This is a genomic window from Streptomyces geranii, assembly GCF_002954775.1.
Taxonomy (GTDB): Bacteria; Actinomycetota; Actinomycetes; order Streptomycetales; family Streptomycetaceae; genus Streptomyces; species Streptomyces geranii.
The window spans coordinates 14,817-32,940 of sequence record NZ_PJME01000065.1; the positions used below are offsets into that span (position 1 = coordinate 14,817).

Here is an 18,124-nt window from a genome sequence, read left to right on the forward strand (position 1 = left end):
TCCCGGGACGCCTCACTTCAATCCCCCATCTCCGAAAGGGAGTTCAGCATGTCCAGGAACAAGCCCGCGTCTGTCTGGCGCACAGCCGCCCGGGCCGCGGTGACGGTCACCGCGGTCGCCGCGATGGCCTCCGTGATGCCGGGTGCCGCCTTCGCGGACGACACCGACCCGGCCGCCGACGAGGTAGTGGTGGGCACGGCGCCGCCGGCCGTACCCGAGGAAGCCGTCGTCGACGTGCCCGAGGCGGAGGCCACCCAGCCGCCGAGCACCGATCTGGACGACGACCTGGAGCTGCCCACCCCGAAGCCGCCCAAGTCCAGTGACGACGTCAACCGGCCCTACTGCGACCGGGCCAACATCTACACGCCCTCGACCAAGGGCGCGCAGTACCACAAGGGTGTCGGCCCGACCCTCTCCAACTACAACAACACCTCCCGCACGGCCAGATCGACGTTCACCTCGGAGGTCTCCGGCACGGTCGGTGTCAGCGTCACGGCCGGCCTCACGGTCAGTGTCCAGGCGATGATCGCCAAGATCGAGGCCAAGTACGAGGTGAACCTGTCGGCGTCGATGACCGCGAAGCTCGGCAACTCCATCAGCGTGGACACCCCGTCCAAGAAGACGACCAACGCCAAGTACGGGGTCTTCCGGCTGAAGAACACCGGTACCAGCTACACCATCTACGACAACTGCGAGGTCTCGGCGAAGAAGACCGTCACCAGCTACACGCCGCTGAAGGTCGGCTGGTACCTGTGGGAGGGCTGAGCACCCGCCGCCCCGGCAGGGCCGCCGTGCTCGCGGTGGCCTGCCTGGCGGTGGCGTTGAGCGCCGGTTGCACGGGCGGCGACAAGGGGAGCGCCGGCGCGGAGCGTACGACGGCGGCCGGGAGCACGGAGTCCCCGGACCCGTCGGAGAACCCGCCGAGTCCGTCGCCGACCACGCAGCGGGCGGAACACGTCGAGGGCGAGACGGTGACCAAGGCGCCGCAGGTCGTCGACGGGAAGGTGCTCGCGGCGGTGGCGGACGCCAGAGGCGGCCAGGTGCTGCCGCTGGGCGGGTTGCGGTCCGGACCGGTGTCCATCGCGGTGAACTGCCAGGGCAAGGGCACGCTGACGGTGGAACTGAGGCCGGTGGGCCTGAGCTTCCCCCTGGAGTGCGTCGCCGGCGAGGTCAGCAGCACGTACAACCAGATCGCCCTGAAGAATCCCCGGACGGACGCCGTGGTGCAGGTGACGGCCAGTTCCGGAGTGCGCTGGGCGCTGTCCGTCGGACAGTGAGCGCGATCACGGACACCGGCCGGCACCGCGCGGGGGGCGGTACCGGCCGGGGAGGGGCGGTGGGGTGGGCGCCACAGGGGAGTGCCCACCCCGCCGCTCTGTGTTCCGCGGTGTTATCCGGTGACCTTCTCGATGACGACGGTGCCGGTTCCGGCAGCCGTGCCACGGCCGTTGATCAGGTGGACCTCGCCGAAGAGCTGGCGGCCCTCAGGACCCGCGGACCGGGCGACGACATCGCCGGAGATCTTCGCGGAGGCACCGCTGGCGATCGAGACCGTCGCGGAGGTGTCGACCTGCACCGTGCCGAGCGCCGAGGAGAAGTAGACGTCCTTGTAGGAGAACGTCGTCGTGCCCGCCGGGACGGAGTAGCCGTCGACCACGACGGTGTACGTCCCGGCCGCGGGCTCGGTGAGACTGACCGACTCCTCCGAGTCGCCGTCCGCGGACTGACCGACGACGACCCCGTCCTTGAGAACGGTCAGGTCGAGGTCGGCGCCCTGGTCGGAGGGGCTGCCGATGGAGACGTCGAACCGCTCGACGCCCGCGGGCACGACGACCGTGCTCTGCTGCGTCTCCTGGTGACCGATGGTCGGCGTCGCCAGCTTCGCGGAGCCCAGCGAACCGCCCTGCAGCTTGCCCGCCAGCGCGGCGAAGTTGTTGGTCACGGTCCAGTCGGCGGTGACCGGCGTACCGACCTTCGCCTCGGCGACGGTCCGCACGGCCGGGTCGAAGACCGTACCGAGCACCGAGACGTCCAGCTTGTACGGGTTGTCGAGGAACGGCGACGTACGCCGCGACTCGACCTCGATCTCCCAGACACCGGGCAGCGGGTCGGTGTACGTCCGCAGGTCGGGACGGCACGTGTTGGGGCTGCTGGGGCTGGAGTAGTTCGAGTAGCAGTAGATCGTGGAGGAGTCCTCCACGGGCAGCCCGTACGGGTGCAGGGAGATGAAGCGCGTCTGGCTGCCGGTCTTGAGACCGCCGAGGGCGACCTCAAGCGTCTTGGCGCCCTCGGGCACCGTCACGAAGTACGACTTGGAGCTGTTGCGCTGCACCGACGCGGAGTCGGAGAGGGAGTACGCGGGCGAGGCCAGCGGGCTCGAGACCACCACGGTGGTCAGGATCTGCTTGTCCGTGCCCTCGGTGCGCTCGTCGTCCAGCTCCAGGATGGCGCTGTGCACGCCGGCGGTCTTCGCCTTGGCCTGGACCTTGACGGTGACGGGCTTGTTCAGCGGCAGCACGATGTCGTCGTCGCCGAGCAGCCGGAAGGTACCGTCGTCGTTCCGCCAGTCCAGCTCGTGGCGGACCGGACGGTCCGGACCGGTGGTACGGGTGATGGTGACGTCGTACGTCTTCTTCTGACCGGTCTTCAGGCCGCCCTCGCGGTCGTAGAGACCGGTGCCGAAGCCGGGCGTCTTGAGCGCGAAGTCGATCGCGGTGTCGACCGGTGCCTTGACCGTGTAGTCGTGGGCGGTGGCGCCGTCCTTGATGGCGTCCCAGGCCTGCACGATGCGGATCAGACCGGCACCCTGCACATGTGCGGGGACGCCCTTGATCTGCCGCGCGGTGCTGGTCAGCGCCGTGCGCAGGGTGAGCGGGGAGAGCGCGATGTGCCGCTGCTTGGCGGCGGAGATCAGCAGCGCGCTCGCGCCGGCGGCCTGCGGCGAGGACATCGACGTGCCCTGGAGCATGGCGTAGCCGGCCGGGAGGCTGTAGCCGGCCTCGGCGGTCGGGGCGCCGGGGGCCCAGGTCTGGATGGTGTTGATCGACGCGCCGGGCGCGGTCAGGGTCGGGACGAAGCCGCCGTCCTCACGCGGTCCCGCGGAGGAGAAGGGCAGCATCGCGTACTTCTTCGCGACGACCGAGCCGTAGTTGGCCGCCCAGGTCTCCTTGGAGATGGAGGCGCCGACGCTGATGACCTTGTCGGCCAGGCCGGGGTCGCCGATGGTGTTGGTACCCGGGCCGTCGTTGCCCGCGGAGATCACCAGCTGGACGCCGTACTGGTCGATGAGCCGCGTGTACAGCTCCGCGCGGGCGTTGTTGCCGTCGTTCAGCGGCGGCAGACCGCCGATCGACATGTTGACGATGTCGACGCCGCGCACGGTGACGAGGTCGATCATGCCCTCGGTCAGCGCGATGTTGGTGCAGCCACCGGTCCAGGTGCAGGCCCGGGACGAGACGATCTTGGCGCCGGGAGCGGCACCGTCCATGGCGCCGCCGAAGAGCCCGTTGGCGGCCGTGATACCGGCGACGTGGGTGCCGTGCCGGCCCTCGATGACACCGATGTTGACGAAGTCGGTCTTGGCGCCGGCGGCGTTGTAGGTGACGTCCTTGCGGATCTCGACGACGAACGGGATGCGCTCGGCGATCTCGGTGGCGGGGTTGTCCGTACCGAAGTAGCCGATCTGGAAGCCGTCCTTGTACGGCTTCAGCGCCTCGTTCCCGGTGAAGTCGCCGTCGTTGTCGAGGTCGACGCGGACGGTGCCGGCGGCCGGGTCGTAGAGCACGCCCCAGACGTCGGTCGTGTCGCCGTCCCGGTTGAGGTCACCGGCCATGTCGCCGCCGGCGGTGGTGGACTCGGCGAAGAGCCGGAACCCGAACGTGCCCACCGGGGCCTTCCAGGTGCGGCCCCCGGCCGTGAACGTGGGGCCGGTCACCTTGGTGGTCATCGGCAGCCAGGTGCCGTCCCGGTCGGTGACCGGGTCGGTGGCCGTCACCCAGTCCACGATCTTGCGCTCGCCGGTCGTGGTCTTCTGCAGCGCGGGGTGCCCGAGGTCGACACCGGAGTCGAGGATGCCGATGGTGACACCGCGGCCGTCCGCCTTCGGGTGGTCCTCCACGAAGCTGACGGCACCCGTCTCGAAGGACGGGTTGTACGGGTTCTCGGCGGGCGTCTTCTTGCCGGGCGCCGGGTAGGTGGCGGTGCCACTCGTCCGGGAGGCGGTGGAGGCGGTGGCGGATGCGTCCGGCGCCGGGTCGTCCAGCGGAATGTCCTGCCGCAGGTCGATGCCGTGCACGGCGGAGAGCTTCACGGCGGCGGCGATGGCCGAGTCGGCCTTCGCCGTCGGGACGGTGGCCCGGACGTACCCGAGCTTGTCGTAGGTACGGCCGACCAGGCCGCCCTGGACCGCGTCCAGCTGCTCGGCGACCTGCTCGGTCTGGCCCGGCGCGGTGGCGATCATCATCGTGACGGTCTTGGTGCCGTCGGTCTTGGCCTCGGCGAGCAGCTGGGCGTCGTCCGAACCGAGCTTGTCCGACGCCGACTTGACGGAACCGTCGGCCGGAGCGGTGTCCGCCGCGCTGTCCGCCGCCGTGTCCGCGGAGAAGGCCATGGGTACGGGCCCGGCCGCGGAGAGAGCGGCCACCAGTCCGGCGGCCACGGCTATGCGCGCCACACGTCTCGCGCCCGAGATCGGTTCGCGCTGGGGGGTGAGGGTCATCGGCATCCCTTGTAGGTAAAGGAGCGTGCGTAAGTGAGGGAACGTGCGTCCAGTGGCCGAGTTGCTCGACCTTGACTAAGAGCGTCCGGAATACGACCCCGGACGATCACATAGCTTTACGTAAGGGACGGATGTTTGGGGATGGTTGACCGAAACTATATGAACGAGTGGGGAAAACCCGCGATGCGCTTTGGCCGGATGCAGTACGGATCGCGTCGCTTCATGGGTAATCCACAGGAACATTCCCGGCCCGCGCGCTAGCGTCCCCGTATGCGCGAAACGCTGAGGGTCGCGGCCTACGCCGTCGTCGTCCGCAACGGTCAGATACTGCTCGCCCGCAGCCCGGACGGCCGGGGCGGCCACGAATGGGTGCTGCCGGGCGGTGGCATGGAGCACGGCGAGGACCCGTACGACACGGTCCGCCGCGAAGTGCTGGAGGAGACGGGCTACCGCATCGACGTGACAGGTCTGCTGGGCATCGACTCCCGCCGCAGCACCTTCACCCGCCGACTGCGCCGTCCGAAGGACCATCAGGGGCTGGCACTGGTCTACGAGGGCCTGGTCACCGGCGGCGAGCTGCGCCCGGAGGTCGACGGCTCGACCGACCTGGCCGCCTGGCACGACCTGGGCGCACTGGCGAAACTGACGAAGGCGCGGATGGTGGACATCGGCCTGGAACTCTGGCTGGAGCGGCCGATCACGGGCCGGGCGGAGAAGGCGGGCACGAAGAGCTGAGCGGTCGGTAGGCCGGCCGGGTGGCCCTGTGGGGGACGGGTTACCCCGTCAGATGAACACGGAGTGACCGACTCCGGGCCGTTCGCCGTGCGGTCGTGAACGGGCCGGGTGGCCCAAGATCCACGTACGGTGATCGGCGTCGCGCGTTGCAGCCTCGTTCACGCGCAGGTCATGCCAAGTGCCAAGCATCCAGAGTGAGCGGGACGTTCGCGACTGCGATCGCCCGCGACCACTTCCGACGCGTTCGCACTCGGGGAGACCGCGCCATGTCGCGCACACGCTCTGTCGTCAGCTCCACGCCGGGCATCAATCGTCGTACGGTACTCGCCGCGGCCGGGGCGGTGTCCGTCTCGGCGGGCGTCGGCTACGCGCTGCGGCCCAGTGACAGCCAGGCCGCCACGACGGCCGAATCCGCAGCCGCCGAGGGCCCGGTGGCAGTGTCCCGCCAGGCGGCACCGGCCGCGCTCGCCCCCTTCACCCGGGGCACCACCCTCAACTCGGTCTCCGCACCGCTCGGCGCGGGCGGCTACCGCCGACTGGGTGACGGCCCGGCCTGGGGGAGGGTGGTGCGTACGGAGCTGGCGTCGGCGCACGCCGCCCGAGCCGCCCGCCGGACCACGATGGCGGCGTTCGTCCAGTTCACGGACCTGCACCTGACCGATGTGCAGCACCCGCTGCGCCTGGAGTACATGCGCTCGGCGGACCGGCACGCGTGGCGCCCGCACGAGGCGCTGTCGGTACAGGGCGCCGTGTCGCTGGTGGAACGGATCAACGCGCTGCGCGGAGCCCCGGTGACCGGCTCCCCGCTCCACTTCGTGATGACGACCGGCGACAACACGGACAACAACGCGCGGTCCGAGCTGGAATGGTTCATGAAGGTGATGAGCGGCGGACGCCTGACACCCAACACAGGCGACCCGCGCCGCTACGAGGGCGTCCAGAACAGCGACATCCCCCTCTACTGGCAGCCGGACTCACCCGCCCGTGACAGCGACAAACAGGACGGCTTCCCGCACATCGAGGGCTTCCTGGAGGCGGCGATACGAGAGGTCCGCAGCCCCGGCCTGAACCTGCCCTGGTACTCGACGGTCGGCAACCACGACTCCCTCCCGCTGGGCTGCTACGCCTCGCACAGCGACCCGTTCCTGACGGACTTCGCGGTCGGCGGCAAGAAGCTGATGGATCTGCCGGAGGCCCGCAGCAAGGCCCTCCAGGACGAGATCAGAAGCGCCGACGACCCGAGGGGCATCCGCTTCCGCGAACTGATCCAGGCCCACACCCGGGACCTGCGCTCGGTCACCCCGGACGAGAACAGGGCCCCCTTCACAAGGGCGGAGTACCTGAAGGCGCACCTGGACCCGGCGTACGCGGGGGTGGGCCCGGCAGGCCACGGCTACTCGACGGCGAACCTCGACGCGGACACGCAGTACTACACCTTCCGCATCTCGGACGACGTGATCGGCATCAGCATCGACACGACCGACCCCGGCGGCCACTACCAGGGTTCGATCGGAGCGGCCCAACTGCGCTGGCTGCACCGGACGTTGAAGGAGACCGCGAAGGACGGCTCGTACGCGATCGTCTTCAGCCACCACACCAGCCAGTCGATGACGAACACCCACCGCGACCCGGCCCACCCGAACGAACGCCGCCACGACGGCGGAGACGTGGTGGCCCTCCTGGGCAGCCACAGCAACGTCCTGGCCTGGGTGAACGGCCACATCCACCGCAACGTCATCACCCCGCACTCGGCCCCCGACGGCCGATCGTTCTGGGAGATCTCGACGGCCTCGCACATCGACTTCCCCCAACTGGCCCGAGTGATCGAACTGACGGACAACAAGGACGGCACGATCTCCCTGTTCACGACGCTGGTCGAATCGGCGGCCCCGCACAGAACGGACTACGAGGACCTGTCCCAGACGGGCCTGGCGGCGCTGTACCGGGAGTTGTCGTTCAATGCGCCGGGGGCGCGGATGGATCTTTCGGGGGGTGCGGGGGATCGGAACGTGGAGTTGGTGTTGAAGAAGGGTTGAGGAGGAGGGGTAGGGGATCGTCGTCGGGCGTCGGCGGATAAAGATCCAGCACGACATCGATCCCGAGCAGGCCGATCTCCTTCAACAGCCCGGCGGGCAGCACACACCCACCCTGCCCGCCCTCGCTGCCGAACCCGAGGACCAGTTCGACCTCGCAGTCGGCGGCGAGTCGGCCGAGCGCGTCATGACGTCCGTCCAGCAGCCTGATGAGCGCGGCGATGTGCTCGTCGGGCCAACGGTCGTTGCCCAGACCGCTGGTACGGATCCACACGGAGCCTTGTTGGGCTGTGCGGTGCGGCTCGATCCCCAACACCTCGGAGATGTCGTCCGCGCTGATCGTCCGGCTACTGATCCGCAACGCCCCGGCGGACCACTTGCCGCTCGGCATCGACAAGAAGGGCTCCCGTCCTCAGAGGTGCGCGACGAAGGCGGTCCAGGTGGCGGGGGTGAGGTGGAGGGCGGGGCCGGTGGGGTTCTTGGAGTCGCGGATCGCTATGCCGGGGGCGGGGGAGAGGGGGGCTGCTTCGAGGCAGTTCTGGCCCGCATCGCTGTAGGAGGACTTGAACCAGGCGTAGGTGGAGGGGCGAGTCTGCATCGGCTACAGCTCCTTGTGGAGGTGCGTGACGAATGCCGCCCAGGCGGTTGCCGGGAGCAACAGGGCCGGGCCGGTGGGGTTCTTGGAGTCCCGGACGGCGATGTCGACGGCCGGAGCGCGATCGGTTGTCTCGACGCAGTTGGTGCCGTTGCCGTCGCTGTAGGACGACTTGCGCCAGGCTTGGTTGGCGGCGAGGACGGAAGCGTTCGGGTGAGTGGGCATGGATCTACAGCTCTCGTTCTAGTTGGTGCAGGAAAGCGGGGGTGTCCTCGGGAGGCAGCGCCGACGCGACCATCGCATCGAAGCGGCGGGTGAAACGGTCGACCTCGCGGGGCTTGTCCGAGGTGGACACCGCTCCCCAGGGACTGTCGACCTGGACCCTCGGGGGGAGTTCGTCGCCGAAGTCGAGGATGGCGAAGTCGTCCGTGGCGCGGTAACTCCAGCGGAATGGCAGGACTTGGATCGAGACGTGCTCCAAGGCCGACAACTCCTCGATCTTCGCGAACTGATCGCGCATCACATCTGCGCCCCCGACTGGATACCGCAGTGCGGCCTCCCCCAGGACGACACGCAGCTTGACCGGGTCCTCGCGGGTAAGCACCTCCTGACGCTTCATTCGCACCTCCACGCTTCTGCGGATGAACTCCCAGGTGGTGTCCTCCATGGGCTTGTGCACTTCGTGCAGCGCTTCTGCATACGCCTGCGTCTGGAGCAGGCCGTACACCAGTGTCGGGTGGTACGCCCTCATATTGTGGGCCTCCGGTTCGAGGCCCACGAAGCCGGGCATCCCGGCCGGCATCACGCCTCGGTACTGCGTGATCCAATCCTGGTTGGCCGACTCCTTGTTGAGGTTGATCAACGCCTCAATGACATCGTCGTCGGTGACGCCGTACCTGTCCAGCAGCTTCCGAAGGTCGCCCACGTTGCGGAAGTTGAGGGAGCCGGTCTCGATCCTCTGCAGCGCGGCCTCGGAGATACGCGTGCCCTGGATCGCCTGCTTGCGTGTGAAGCCTGCCCCTCGGTCCCCGAGACCGCAGTTCTCGCGCAACTGACGTAGCTGAAGCCCAAGTTCGAGTCGCTGTCCCGTCCGCCCGCGCTTGGCTGCCATGTGCACCGTCCTTGTGTCCCTGTGCGCGCTACTCACGCTGTGCGGCGAGTCTGGCACCCTGTGTGCGCGTCACGCAGTCGATTGCGTAGAACTCTGCATATTCCACTTTCAACCACGTTGAATATTCGAGCGGGTTTCGATTGCAGGTGGGCTGGAAGTAAGGCCACCTTGGTTGGGCAACCCAAGCCGAAAGGTGCCCCCATGCTCGACCTCCCCCAACCCATCCCCGCCCTCCTCGTGCACAACTGGACCCTGGGCTACCCCATGACCCCACGAACCGTCCGCCTCGCCCGCCTCCACGTCCACCGCCGCCTCACCATGTGGAACTGGCCCGGCGACATCGAGGACGCCGTCCTGGTCACCTCCGAACTCGTCGCCAACGCAGTCGTGCACGGCAGAATCCCCGGCCATGAACTGCGCCTGCGCATCGCAGAGGCGGACGACCACCTCCTCACCATCGAGGTCTCCGACCCCGTCCCCACGTTCCCCGAGGTCAGGCCCCGGAGTCTCGGTGAACGAGGGCGCGGACTGATCGTCGTACAACAACTCGCCGACTCTCTCGACTGGTTCCTGCGCGCCGGCGTGGGCAAAACCGTCCGTGCCCAGCTCAGTGGGCCAAAAGACTGAAAAGCGCTCAACCGTCCCGCCCCCGGGCAACCTCACGCCCGCCCGCCGGGTCCCTCCCCCCGACCACCACAGGAACAAGGGGGAAACCGCATGTCAGTCACCATGAGGCTCGTGGGAACGGCCGTAGCCGTCGCCGTCACGGCAGGAACATTCGCCGCGCCCGCCATGGCCGCCGAACACCGCGTCGGCCACGAAGCCACCCGGAAGGCCATGAACGCCACCGTCAAGGACGGCGTACCCGGTGTGGCCCTCCAGGCCAAGGACCGGCACGGGGTCTGGAAGGCGACCGCGGGCGTCGGCAACCTCAGGACCAAGCAGCCCCGCAGCGCCCACGACAACTTCCGCGCCGGCAGCATCACGAAGACCTTCGTCGCGACCGTCCTGCTCCAACTGGAGGCCGAGGGACGGGTGTCGCTCGACGACACCGTCGACACCTGGCTCCCCGGAACCGTGCGCGGCAACGGTCACGACGGACGGAAGATCAGCCTCCGCCAGCTCCTCAACCACACCAGCGGCATCTTCAACTACACCGACGACGAGTACGTCCAGAGCGAGATCTTCCTCCCGGACAACTTCTTCAGGAACAAGTACCGCACCTGGGCCCCTGAAGAGATCGTCGGCATCGCCATGGGGCACAAGCCCGAGTTCGCCCCGGGCACCGCCTGGGGTTACTCCAACACCAACTACACCCTCGCCGGGATGGTCATCAAGAAGGTCACCGGCAACTCGTACGGCGACGAGGTCCGCGCCCGCGTCATCGAGCCGCTCGGCCTGCACGGCACGTACATGCCGGGCACGGACCACCGCGTCCCCCAGCCCAGCAGCCGCGCCTACTCGCAGCTCGCCGACAACACCACCGGCAAGATCTACGACGTCACGGAGTTCAACCCCTCCGCCGCCAACGCCGCGGGCGAGATCATCTCCAACCCCGGTGACCTGAACCGCTTCTACTCGGCGCTCCTGCGCGGCAAGGTCCTGCCGCCCAAGCAACTCGCCGAGATGAAGACGACCGTTCCCGCCGAGGTGGTCGACGGCCGCTACGGACTCGGGCTCATCGAGAACGAGTTGAGCTGCGGAGTCACGATCTGGGGCCACAGCGGCGGCATCCACGGCTCCAGTTCCTTCGCGGGCACCACGGCGGACGGCAGGCACTCCCTCGCCTTCAACTTCAACGGCGACTGGAGCGGCGACCCGGTGAAGGTCGTCGAGGCGGAGTACTGCGGAAAGTGACGGCTCCAGTGGCGCGATGAGGAGGGGCCCCCGGTCGCCCGGCGGCCCCTCCTCTCCCCTCCTGATACCGCCCGGTCCGTCACGGTTACCGGGGCAGCACCACGACATACGCCGCCGGCTCGCGGTCCCCCGACGCCATCAACGCCGTCCGTACCACCGTCGCCTGCTGCTCGATCGCCTCGCGCAGCTTGCGCGGGGTGATGTGGACGACCGTGATGCCCAGCCGCTCCAGGTGCTCGCGCTTGCGGGCGTACTCCGACCACAGCGCGTCGTCCTCCTGCCCGGACGGGCCGGACGGCCAGGACTGCCGGTAACCCTGGCGCGGGGCGCGGGTGTCCAGCTCCACCGCCACCGCCTGGTCGGGCCAGTAGGCGTCGAGGCCGCCGAGGCACGGGCCGCCGGGCAGCCGCAGATCGACGTTCCAGACCGGGTCCGGGAGGCCGTACTCGCGCACCATCCGGTAGAGGCGGTCCTCCGCGATCGCCCGGCCCTCCGCGAGCAGGGAGTCGACCGCGTCCACGACATGCGGCCGGCCCAGCAGCCGGGCCTGGTTCAACTCCCTTACCACCGCAGCCGGTTCACAGTGCCCGCCGCGCACCGCGTCGGTCAGCAGCCGGCGTACGGCGCCCGCGTCCGTCAGGCCTGCCACCGCGTCGGCGAGGGCGCGCGGGACCGGGGCGACCGGCAGCCCGTCGATCACCTCGGGCCTCGGCAGCGCCGAGGAACGGACGATGCGGACGCAGCCCGTCGAGCGCAGACGGCGCAGCCGGGGCACCAGGACGTCGACGGTCTCCAGGGACAGCAGCGCCGGCGCGGCCGAGAAGCCGTGCAGGGCGAGCGCCGCCAGGCCGGTGATCATCGCCTCGGTGTAGACCGGCCGGCCACGCTCCCGGTACGGCTCCTCGCAGTCCGGCTGGGCCGGGACCCCCGTCGTCACCGCCCGCTCCTTCGCCGCGTACAGCAGCACCGCGTGCAGCCGCTCCTCGCCGGTGGGCGGCGCCGGGTGCAGCAGGAACACCCCCGGCAGGAACTGCTGCCAGGGTCCGCCGGGCCGGCACTGCTCGTTCGCCTCGGCGACCGTGACGCCGTGCGCCCGCAGTTGGGCGGCGGTCAGCACCCGGCGCTGGACGCCGGAGAGGTGGCGGAGGGGGCGGGGGCTCGGGGAGAGCGGGGTGTTGTGGGTCATGACTCCGGCATTCCCGTGTCCGATCCGTCCCCTAACCGCTGTTACACGCTCGTCGACAATTCAGGACAAGCTCGCCCTAAAGTGCAAGCGTTCGAGTGCCGAAAGGCGCTGGTCCATCCAGGGGTTACGGGGGTGAGTGGCCGGGTTCGGTAACGGGTCCCGGTAGTTCTCACCGAAGAGACAACGCCATGCCGTGCGGCGGCCTCGATCAGCTGACCCGCGAGCAGTGCCCGGTCGCCCATGCGGCGCCGCCCGGGCGTAGGAGGTTGACGGACCTCCTCGGCGGTGTGCCGCTCTCCCCGGAGAGCGGCGTGGACCTGAGTGCCACCGGTGAACCCGTCATCGTGCAGGAAGACACCCAGGTCCCTATCGGTGTCCCGTCCCAGCGACTCGGGGACGACCGGTGCTGGGACGGTGGTCGCGGGACCTTCCGTTCTCCGATCAGCGGTTGGTGGTGCACGCCTTCAGGTTGACCCCCAAGGTCTTCCAGGAGATTTCCGCCAAGTTTTCCCGTCGGAGTCGGTCCGCGGTCCCGTACATGACCAGGTAGCCAAGGCTGTCCTGGCACCGCACGTACACGAGGGTGTATGCGGGCACGTACCGGTTCGTGGCCCTGTAGTGGCGGTCGTACACGCGAGCGTCTTCCGTCAGCCTGCCCGCGTCGGCGCTGGAGTCCGGCCGGCTCGGCACCGGGTACTTCTTGTACTCGCGGTCGTGTTCGTCGACCCCCGGCGAGGCCGGTACGGCGGTGACCATGGCCTCCGGCTCCTTCACCTCGCCACCGGGCGGGGTCGAGGGGTGCGCTTCAGTCTCCGGCGACAGCCCCGTGCTGACCAGACAGTCCCTGCTGGTGCACCTGTCGTCCTGGCGAGTCGGAGCCGCATCGCGGGCAGCTTCAACCCAGGTGCATCCCGCCCCGATGATGATGGCCACGATGATTTTGAACAACGGCCCAGGCGTCTGCTTCCCCACCCGTTGGGTGGGCACGTTGTACTTGACCCCCACAGGGTTGATCACCGGTGGGTGGATGACCGGCATCGTCCGGCTGTCGCTGTTCGACGGCCGAGGGCGGTCGACCTTGGCCAGGCATCGTCGGATCCACTCTTCGTCGCGCCCTGCCGCCGCGGCACCTGCCTCCCATGCCTTTCGGAACCATTCGGTGCACGGCTCGGGCTTGAGGACCTTGACGACGGCGAGGACGTTTTCCAGTTCCGGGTAGCTGCCCTTGCCGTTCAGCAGCTGCGACAGCTGCGTCGTACTGGTGAACGCCCGCGGAGCCAGTTTCCGGTATGTCAGTCCGCGCACCTCGTACGCTTCCCGGATGGGCACCAGCCATTCACGGTGCTCTTGGACAACGTTGTCATTAAGCGGTGTGAGTCGTCGTCCGGGGCGGCGCGACTGCCCCGACTCCTTCACTTGCGAGACGGTCATACCATCGGCCTTTCGGTGCGGCCCTCGTTCTTCACCGTGTCCGTCTCGGTCTCCTCGCCGACGGAGGGGGCGGACGGCAGTGTGTGGGGCGGCGGGACGCGACGGTCGAGGTCGCGGCGTCCGAGTCCGTCGATGGCCTGGAGCAGTTGCGTCACGCCCAGCACGATCGCCAGGATGAGGCTGCCGATGACTGAAGCGGGCTGTCCGATGCAGATCATCAGGAGTGCCAGCGCGGTGAATACGATCAACCCGGTGATCGCGAGTATGAGCCTGTTGCGGTGGGACATGGCTGGGGGTGCCTCCGTGAGATCCGTCGTGCCCTGTGTCGCTTGTCCGGAAATGCGGTGACTCCGACATCGCCGTTGCCGGGTGGCGGGTGATCCTACGACCACAACCAGTCACCAGTATCAGGATGCAGGCACCCTGCATGTCCCCGAAAGGGAAGAGTCCAGCCCCCATTTGTCGGTTATCGCTGCTGGTTGACGTTCTGCCAGTTCAGAGGGTGTTTTCGTAATGTTCCGAATCCAGCCCTTGCGGTCTGGCCGTGGTTGACCCTCAATGGGAGCAGGTGCTCTGCCCAACCGGGGCACCGTCGTGTCCTCCTTGTCCGGAAGACAACGGCACTCAACGGCCCCTTCGTTCGCCGCGAGGGGGCCTGCCCGTTTCCGTCCTGCCGTGGACGGCGCGTGTCACCGACGACTCCGTGCTCTCCATGGCCCCTCTGGAGCCCATGGCCTGACCTGCGACTCAGTTACCGGGTGGCCAGTGCCGGATCAGGGCGGCGGTGCCGTGCAGCGCGTCGGCGAGGCGGCCCTCGGATGTGGGGTGGGCCGGTCTGGTGCGGTACAGGTCGTCGAGTTCCAGGACGGCTCGGGCCAGCATCTCGAAGTCCCGCAGGATCGTTTCGAGCCGGGGTAGCGCCGCGTCCCCGTGCCCGGCGGCCAGCACGGCCGCGTTCCACTGCGCCCGCTCCAGCTTCCGCTCCAGTTCGTGCCGGTCGGGCAACTGGCCGCCGCCGAACAAGTCCCCCCGGACGGCGCGGGTTTCGAGGATCGCCCGGGAGGCGTGGAGCATCCGCCCTACCAGTCGGCCCGCATGGCTGTCGAGGTCCCGCATGGTCACGTAGTGATGGCGCATCCGCCGTACGACCGTCGCGCTCGACGCCACTCCCCAGCGCACGGGTCTGCCGAGGTGGGGCGTCGGGTCGTTCCAGTAGGGCGCGGAGTCGAAGGCGGCCGGGCGCCGGTAGGTGAGCCGGTGCAGATGCCGCCACTTCTCGTACGGCAGCTCAGGGTCCAGCAGGACGGGCCGGGCCGGACGGTGCGCGTGGTCCGGCGGATAGCGCTCGACGAGCGTGCCGATCGCCGTCGAACCGGTGGGCACGGGGGCGGGCGGCGCGGCGTCCTCGGCCTCCGCCGCCGCACCGACGTCCTCGTCCAGCCGGGGGAGCACATCCGTGGTCAGGACGCTTGCCGCCAGGGCGAGTTCACGCGCCCGTCCCCTGTCCGGATGTGCCGAGGCCATCACCAGCAGACCGCCCGTGATACGCCGCAGCCCGCGCACCAACTCGTCCACGCGCGCGTCGACTTCGGACTCGATCACTCGACTCCCCCTCGCAGGTCCTTCACTTCTTTCGCGACATCACCGTCCCCGGCACCCCAGGGGCACACCTGCTCCAGGGGCGCCCGCTCAAACCAACGAATTTCACATCAGGAAACGACCGCGACGGAGCTGCCGGTCAGCGCGCCGCCGCCCCGTCGCACGCCTGCGCCCGCAGTGCCCGCGCCAGGTCGTCCCGTGCCTCCAGGACCAGCCGCCGCAGCGCCGGTGCCGCGTCCGCCCGCTCCGCCAGCCACGCGTCCGTCGCCGCCAGGGTCGCCGGGGAGTCCTGGAGCGACGGGAAGAGGCCCCGTACGACGTCCATCCCGATCTGGATCGAGCGGTCGGTCCAGATCCGCTCGATCACCGCGAAGTACTTCTCCGCGTACGGCGCGAGCAGTTCCCGCTGCGAGCCCTGGACGAAGCCCGAAATGGTGGCCTCGACAAGGGCGTTGGACAGCGCGTCCGACTCGACGACCTGCGCCCAGGCCTGGGCCTTGACGGCGGCCGAGGGACGGGCGGCGAGACAGCGGACCTGGTGGCGCTTGCCGGACGCCGTGTCGTCGCGCCCGAGTTCGGCGGCGAGCGTCTTCTCGTCGGCGACGCCGTGCGAGGTGAGCGGTTCCAGGAACGCCCACCGCAGCTCCTGGTCGACGTCGAGGCCGTCGATCTTCGCCGTGCCCTCCAACAGCCCCTGGAGCAGCTGGAGATCGGCCTCGCTGGATGCCACGGCCGCCAGGAAGCGGGCCCACGTCAGCTGGTGCTGGCTGCCCGGCTCGGCGAGCCGTAGTTCCTTCAACGCGCCCTCGGCGAGCAGGCGTTCACCGGTCGCCCGCCAGTCGGGGGCCGCGTAGAAGGTGAGCGCGGAGCCTGCCCAGGCGTGCAGCATCTGCAGGACACCGATGTCCGACTCGCGCCCCGCGAACCGCAGCACCAGGTCGACGAAGTCCCGGGCCGGCATCAGCGCGTCACGGGTGAGGTTCCACAGCGCGGACCAGCACAGGGCGCGGGCCAGCGGGTCGGTGAGGTCGCCGAGCTGCGCGCGGAGCGTGTCCAACGACCCCTCGTCGAAACGGATCTTGCAGTACGTCAGGTCGTCGTCGTTGACGAGCACCAGCTCCGGCGCCTCGCTCCCGACCAGCTCCGCCACGACCGTACGCGGCCCGTCGACATCGACCTCGGCACGCGCGTACCGCTCCAACGCCCCCTCGGGGGACCGCCGGTAGAGCCCGACCGCCACCCGATGCGGACGCAGCTCGGGATGCGACTCGGCCGCCTCCTGCAGCACCGCCAGCTCGGTGATCAGCCCGTCCGCGCTCAACAGCACCTGCGGGGTGAGGGAGTTGACCCCGGCGGTCTGCAGCCAGGCCCGCGACCAGGAGACCATGTCCCGCCCGCTCGTCTCCTCCAGCACCGAAAGCAGGTCACCGAGGCGCGTGTTGCCGTACGCGTGCCGCTTGAAGTACCGCCGCGCGCCTTCGAGGAACGCGTCCCGGCCGACGTACGCTACCAACTGCTTGAGGACGGACGCGCCCTTGGCGTAGGTGATGCCGTCGAAGTTGAGCTTGGCGTCCTCCAGGTCGCGGATGTCGGCCGTGACCGGGTGGGTGGAGGGGAGCTGGTCGGCGCGGTAGGCCCAGGACTTACGGTTGTTGGCGAAGGTGACCCAGCCGTTGGTGAAGCGCGTCGCCTCGACGAGCGAGAAGGCGCCCATGAAGTCGGCGAAGGACTCCTTGAGCCACAGGTCGTCCCACCACTCCATGGTGACGAGGTCGCCGAACCACATGTGGGCCATCTCGTGCAGGATGACGTTCGCCCGCCGCTCGTACGACGCCTGCGTCACCTTCCCCCGGAAGATGAACTCCTCGCGGAACGTGACGAGTCCGGGGTTCTCCATGGCACCGAGGTTGTACTCGGGGACAAACCCCTGGTCGTACTTCCCGAAGGGGTACGGGTAGTCGAAGTGGTCGTGGAAGAAGTCCAGCCCCTGCTTGGTGACGAGGAAGACGTCGGCGGAGTCGAAGTAGGGCGCGAGCCCCTTGCGGCACATCGCGCCGAGGGGGATGTCGAGCGTCGTACCGTCCGCGAAGGTCCGGGAGTAGGTGTCGGTGACGTAGTGATAGGGCCCGGCCAGGACGGCCGTGATGTAGGTCGAGATCGGCTTGGTCTCGGCGAACCGCCAGACACCGTCGACCAGTTCGCCGAGCCCGTTGCTCCAGGCGACCCACTCCTGCGGGGCCCGCACCTCGAAGCGGAAGGGCGCCTTGAGGTCGGGCTGCTCGAAGTTGGCGAAGACGCGGCGCGAGTCGGCGGGCTCGTACTGCGTGTACAGATACACCTCGCCGTCCTCCGGGTCGACGAAGCGGTGCAGGCCCTCGCCGGTGCGGGAGTAGGCGCACTGGGCGTCGACCACCAGCTCGTTGTCCGCGGCGAGGTCCTCCAGCAGGATGCGCGTACCGTCGAAGACGGCCCCCGGGTCGAGATCCCGCCCGTTGAGGGAGACGGCCGTGACGCTCGGCGCGACGAGGTCGGCGAAACTGGCGGCACCGGGCTCGGCGCACCGGAACCGGATGGTGGTCACGGACCGGAAGGTCCGCACCCCGCTCCCACCAGCGGTGTCCCCCACGGCGGAGCGCACGTCGAGGAACACCTCGTACCCGTCGACGGACAGCAGGGCGGCCCGCTCCCGGGCCTCGTCGCGGGACAGATTCTCACCGGGCACCGAGCACTCCCTAGATCGTCATCAGTTGTCGCCATAGGCGGTTCTCACAGGTCGTCGTCAGCACGGCCGACCAGCACCGATCCTGCCACGCACCACTGGCGGCGGACACCGGGAATGCGACGGCGCCGGGCATGCGTT

The 18,124-nt window shown here is 69.1% G+C and carries 16 protein-coding genes; 6 read left to right on the top strand and 10 right to left on the bottom strand.

All coding sequences use genetic code 11. The annotated features are described in order from the left end of the window. The first annotated feature begins 48 nt into the window (after positions 1-48). Both CW359_RS40595 and CW359_RS46960 read left to right on the top strand, forming a co-directional pair. Positions 49-765, top strand: a complete 717-nt coding sequence (locus CW359_RS40595) for a hypothetical protein (RefSeq protein ID WP_105975264.1) — start codon at positions 49-51, stop codon at positions 763-765. Then, positions 753-1,277, top strand: a complete 525-nt coding sequence (locus CW359_RS46960; RefSeq protein ID WP_232838818.1) for a hypothetical protein — start codon at positions 753-755, stop codon at positions 1,275-1,277. The genes CW359_RS40595 and CW359_RS46960 overlap by 13 nt, the downstream gene beginning before the upstream one ends. Positions 1,278-1,390: 113 nt before the next feature. On the opposite strand, the gene CW359_RS40605 is transcribed toward CW359_RS46960, so the two are convergent. Beyond that, positions 1,391-4,717: a S8 family serine peptidase gene (locus tag CW359_RS40605; protein WP_105975265.1), complete on the bottom strand. Its 3,327-nt coding sequence runs from the start codon at positions 4,715-4,717 to the stop codon at positions 1,391-1,393. Positions 4,718-4,987: 270 nt separating this feature from the next. Between CW359_RS40605 and CW359_RS40610 the strand changes: the two genes are divergently transcribed. Continuing rightward, on the top strand, positions 4,988-5,452 hold the full coding sequence (locus CW359_RS40610; RefSeq protein ID WP_105975266.1) for an NUDIX hydrolase: 465 nt from the start codon (positions 4,988-4,990) through the stop codon (positions 5,450-5,452). Between the two features lie 266 nt (positions 5,453-5,718). After that, positions 5,719-7,488, top strand: coding sequence for a TIGR03767 family metallophosphoesterase (locus tag CW359_RS40615; protein WP_105975267.1), 1,770 nt, complete (start codon positions 5,719-5,721; stop codon positions 7,486-7,488). On the opposite strand, the gene CW359_RS44935 is transcribed toward CW359_RS40615, so the two are convergent. Genes CW359_RS44935 through CW359_RS40630 form a run of 4 tightly spaced genes read right to left on the bottom strand, consistent with a single transcriptional unit; the run spans position 7,409 to position 9,191 of the window. Continuing rightward, positions 7,409-7,876, bottom strand: a complete 468-nt coding sequence (locus CW359_RS44935) for a DUF4279 domain-containing protein (RefSeq protein WP_107503126.1) — start codon at positions 7,874-7,876, stop codon at positions 7,409-7,411. The genes CW359_RS40615 and CW359_RS44935 overlap by 80 nt on opposite strands. A gap of 21 nt (positions 7,877-7,897) precedes the next feature. Beyond that, a complete protein-coding gene (locus CW359_RS40620; protein ID WP_105975268.1) occupies positions 7,898-8,083 on the bottom strand; it encodes a DUF397 domain-containing protein in 186 nt (61 codons plus the stop codon). Between the two features lie 3 nt (positions 8,084-8,086). Beyond that, entirely contained in the window at positions 8,087-8,305 is a 219-nt protein-coding gene (locus tag CW359_RS40625) for a DUF397 domain-containing protein (RefSeq protein ID WP_105975269.1), read from the bottom strand. Positions 8,306-8,309: 4 nt separating this feature from the next. Further along, entirely contained in the window at positions 8,310-9,191 is an 882-nt protein-coding gene (locus CW359_RS40630) for a helix-turn-helix domain-containing protein (protein ID WP_105975270.1), read from the bottom strand. 201 nt (positions 9,192-9,392) lie between these two features. Between CW359_RS40630 and CW359_RS40635 the strand changes: the two genes are divergently transcribed. Continuing rightward, entirely contained in the window at positions 9,393-9,818 is a 426-nt protein-coding gene (locus tag CW359_RS40635) for an ATP-binding protein (RefSeq protein WP_105975271.1), read from the top strand. A gap of 90 nt (positions 9,819-9,908) precedes the next feature. Continuing rightward, on the top strand, positions 9,909-11,048 hold the full coding sequence (locus CW359_RS40640) for a serine hydrolase domain-containing protein (RefSeq protein WP_105975272.1): 1,140 nt from the start codon (positions 9,909-9,911) through the stop codon (positions 11,046-11,048). Positions 11,049-11,133: 85 nt separating this feature from the next. On the opposite strand, the gene CW359_RS40645 is transcribed toward CW359_RS40640, so the two are convergent. From CW359_RS40645 to pepN, 5 genes are all read right to left on the bottom strand, one after another. Beyond that, positions 11,134-12,234: a hypothetical protein gene (locus CW359_RS40645; protein ID WP_105975273.1), complete on the bottom strand. Its 1,101-nt coding sequence runs from the start codon at positions 12,232-12,234 to the stop codon at positions 11,134-11,136. A 441-nt stretch (positions 12,235-12,675) separates the two neighbouring features. Further along, positions 12,676-13,665, bottom strand: coding sequence for a helix-turn-helix domain-containing protein (locus tag CW359_RS40650; protein WP_157968737.1), 990 nt, complete (start codon positions 13,663-13,665; stop codon positions 12,676-12,678). Beyond that, on the bottom strand, positions 13,662-13,952 hold the full coding sequence (locus CW359_RS40655) for a hypothetical protein (RefSeq protein WP_105975275.1): 291 nt from the start codon (positions 13,950-13,952) through the stop codon (positions 13,662-13,664). Before CW359_RS40655 ends, CW359_RS40650 begins: the two co-directional genes overlap by 4 nt. A 460-nt stretch (positions 13,953-14,412) precedes the next feature. Beyond that, positions 14,413-15,267 carry a hypothetical protein gene (locus tag CW359_RS40660; protein WP_105975276.1) on the bottom strand — a complete coding sequence of 285 codons (855 nt, stop codon included), beginning with the start codon at positions 15,265-15,267 and terminating at the stop codon, positions 14,413-14,415. Positions 15,268-15,403: 136 nt separating this feature from the next. Then, positions 15,404-17,986 (bottom strand): aminopeptidase N, encoded by a 2,583-nt coding sequence (gene pepN / locus CW359_RS40665; RefSeq protein ID WP_105975277.1) that lies wholly within the window; start codon positions 17,984-17,986, stop codon positions 15,404-15,406. Positions 17,987-18,124: the final 138 nt, after the last annotated feature.

Bases quoted from the DNA above. Each gene is read 5' to 3' on its own strand.
- CW359_RS40650 (WP_157968737.1), bottom strand. From the start codon at position 13,665: ATGACCGTCTCGCAAGTGAAGGAGTCGGGGCAGTCGCGCCGCCCCGGA.
- CW359_RS40605 (WP_105975265.1), bottom strand. From the start codon at position 4,717: ATGACCCTCACCCCCCAGCGCGAACCGATCTCGGGCGCGAGACGTGTG.
- CW359_RS40655 (WP_105975275.1), bottom strand. From the start codon at position 13,952: ATGTCCCACCGCAACAGGCTCATACTCGCGATCACCGGGTTGATCGTA.
- CW359_RS40625 (WP_105975269.1), bottom strand. From the start codon at position 8,305: ATGCCCACTCACCCGAACGCTTCCGTCCTCGCCGCCAACCAAGCCTGG.
- CW359_RS40645 (WP_105975273.1), bottom strand. From the start codon at position 12,234: ATGACCCACAACACCCCGCTCTCCCCGAGCCCCCGCCCCCTCCGCCAC.
- CW359_RS40620 (WP_105975268.1), bottom strand. From the start codon at position 8,083: ATGCAGACTCGCCCCTCCACCTACGCCTGGTTCAAGTCCTCCTACAGC.
- CW359_RS40635 (WP_105975271.1), top strand. From the start codon at position 9,393: ATGCTCGACCTCCCCCAACCCATCCCCGCCCTCCTCGTGCACAACTGG.
- CW359_RS40640 (WP_105975272.1), top strand. From the start codon at position 9,909: ATGTCAGTCACCATGAGGCTCGTGGGAACGGCCGTAGCCGTCGCCGTC.
- CW359_RS40595 (WP_105975264.1), top strand. From the start codon at position 49: ATGTCCAGGAACAAGCCCGCGTCTGTCTGGCGCACAGCCGCCCGGGCC.
- CW359_RS40610 (WP_105975266.1), top strand. From the start codon at position 4,988: ATGCGCGAAACGCTGAGGGTCGCGGCCTACGCCGTCGTCGTCCGCAAC.
- CW359_RS40615 (WP_105975267.1), top strand. From the start codon at position 5,719: ATGTCGCGCACACGCTCTGTCGTCAGCTCCACGCCGGGCATCAATCGT.
- CW359_RS44935 (WP_107503126.1), bottom strand. From the start codon at position 7,876: ATGCCGAGCGGCAAGTGGTCCGCCGGGGCGTTGCGGATCAGTAGCCGG.
- CW359_RS40630 (WP_105975270.1), bottom strand. From the start codon at position 9,191: ATGGCAGCCAAGCGCGGGCGGACGGGACAGCGACTCGAACTTGGGCTT.